The organism is Bacillus sp. AP50 (genome assembly GCF_040492675.1).
GTDB classification, from domain to species: domain Bacteria; phylum Bacillota; class Bacilli; order Bacillales; family Bacillaceae_G; genus Bacillus_A; species Bacillus_A cereus.
This window is the reverse complement of the sequence record NZ_JBEUTW010000689.1, coordinates 1-1,927: the sequence shown is the minus strand read 5'-3', so window position 1 is coordinate 1,927 and position 1,927 is coordinate 1. Positions and strand designations below refer to the sequence as shown.

The window sequence follows — 1,927 nt, the reverse complement described above, 5'->3', positions numbered from 1 at the left end:
TATAGTAGGTGAAATATTTGTGTGATAGTATTTGAGATAGAAAAAAGCCAACTTTAAAAAGGATGTGAATTGAATGTGCAAACGACTGTAAAGGGTTATATTAAGGCAACGTTTAGCTGTTATTAGTGTAAGGTAAAGATATATTTTGTAACAGTTGATATAAAAATGAAGAAATAGGTACGCTTTCTCTTGTCTGACTATTTTAAATATATGAAAAATAAGAGCGGTTTGAGTTTTGACGAAGTTAAATTCTAGGTGAGATGTCAATAATGATTAATTAAGTTTAATAAAGAGGTACCTTATACGCAAAAGCGTTTATATTAGTAACCTAAGGAGCTTGCTTTTATGAAAACTACTGATTCAAAAGGCCTATTAGGAAATAGGGTTTATTTACAAGTTTTCTCTGCCTATTCATTGCTTATGCTTGGTGTTTTTATTGATATGTTAGCGATTATGACTATAGTTGGGTTTGAATGGGAAGTAGATCCTACTATGATTGGATTGATTCCTGTTGCATATGCACTTCCTGGAATTATTTTTGGCTCATGGGCAGGTGTTATTGCAGATCGTTTTAGAAAAATTCCAATTATGATGTTCTGTAATCTAATGGTTGGTCTAATAACAATTGCTCTTTTATTTGTACAAGATATCCACTGGCTCTTAGTGGCATTAATGATTCGTTCCATTTTTATTGTTTTCTATTATCCTGCACAGCAAACACTAACAAGACAGATTGTATCCCCGGACTTGCTTACTAAAGCAGTAAGTATCAACGGAATAGTAGAGCAGGGTACAAAGATAGTAGGCCCACTTATAGGGGGCATGTTGTTGAGCTGGTTTCAACCAGAGTTCTGCCTCATTATAAGAGCTATAAGTTGTTTATTAGCTACTTTAGTTTTGATACCCACAATAAAATTTAAAGAAACTATATTGAAAGAATTTGTTGAAAAGCAAAAACAAAGTACTTGGACCGCTTGGGTACAAGGGTGGGGTTATGTGTTATCTAATCGGATAATATTATCAACCATGATTTTCGTTACAATAGCCATGGCGGTATTACAATTAGTAGACTCACAATTCCCAACTTTATTTAAGAGCTTATTCCCACATGATAAAAGTAAAATGGGATATATCATTTCTATTATTGGTCTTGGCGGAATACTTGGTGCATTACTAACTCAGAAATTAAAACAATTTCAATATGGCTGGGTAGTATGTGGAGGTATGGTTTTAATGGGAATTGGTTTTGGGGGGATTGGTTTGATAACGCCCGGTACGGTCTTCGTTTTAGCCTATTTAATTAGTTTTATCGCTGGTATCGGAAGTGGGCTGATGCTTGTATCTAATCAAGTCATTTTACAAATAGAATCGGATCAAGATCAAGTAGGAAGAGTATTTGGTATACAAAGCAGTTTAACAAACGCAGTTCTAATTATTTCTCCTGCTATGAGTGGTCCATTAGTGCATTTGTTTGGAGTAACTCAACTCTATGTTTATGGAGGAATTGGGCTTGTTATTATTGGAGTAATTGGAGTTTCACTGCAGAAATATTTATGGGCTAAACATAAACACGAACCTATAAGAGCAAATAATTTTTGAAGGGAAGATTTTTATGACCAATGAGGAATGTTATCCATTAAGCCATCCGCAGCGAAGAATATGGTATACAGAAGTTATTCATTCTGATAAAGGAATATGTAATTTAAGATTTTTATTTAAACTTCATCGAAAAATGAACTATTCAAAATTAAACCAAGTTGTGAATCGCGTTATCAGTGAAAATGACGGTCTGTGCATTAGGTTAAAAGAAAATGGGCATCAAGAACCTAAACAATATTTTATTAAACATGAAGAACAAGAATTTGAGTTTTTTGATTTCAGTAATGTGGAGAATACAAATTTGCTTGAGGAATGGATTGAGCAGAAA

Annotated in this window: 2 protein-coding genes; both read left to right on the top strand. The window is 33.5% G+C overall.

Annotated elements, in window-relative coordinates:
• Positions 1-345 precede the first annotated feature (345 nt).
• Positions 346-1,599 (top strand): MFS transporter, encoded by a 1,254-nt coding sequence (locus ABWK52_RS28425; protein ID WP_000858610.1) that lies wholly within the window; start codon positions 346-348, stop codon positions 1,597-1,599.
• A gap of 13 nt (positions 1,600-1,612) precedes the next feature.
• Positions 1,613-1,927 (top strand): condensation domain-containing protein (locus ABWK52_RS28420; protein ID WP_259383585.1); only part of this gene is annotated, 315 nt, incomplete at its 3' end.

Bases quoted from the DNA above. Each gene is read 5' to 3' on its own strand.
- ABWK52_RS28425 (WP_000858610.1), top strand. From the start codon at position 346: ATGAAAACTACTGATTCAAAAGGCCTATTAGGAAATAGGGTTTATTTA.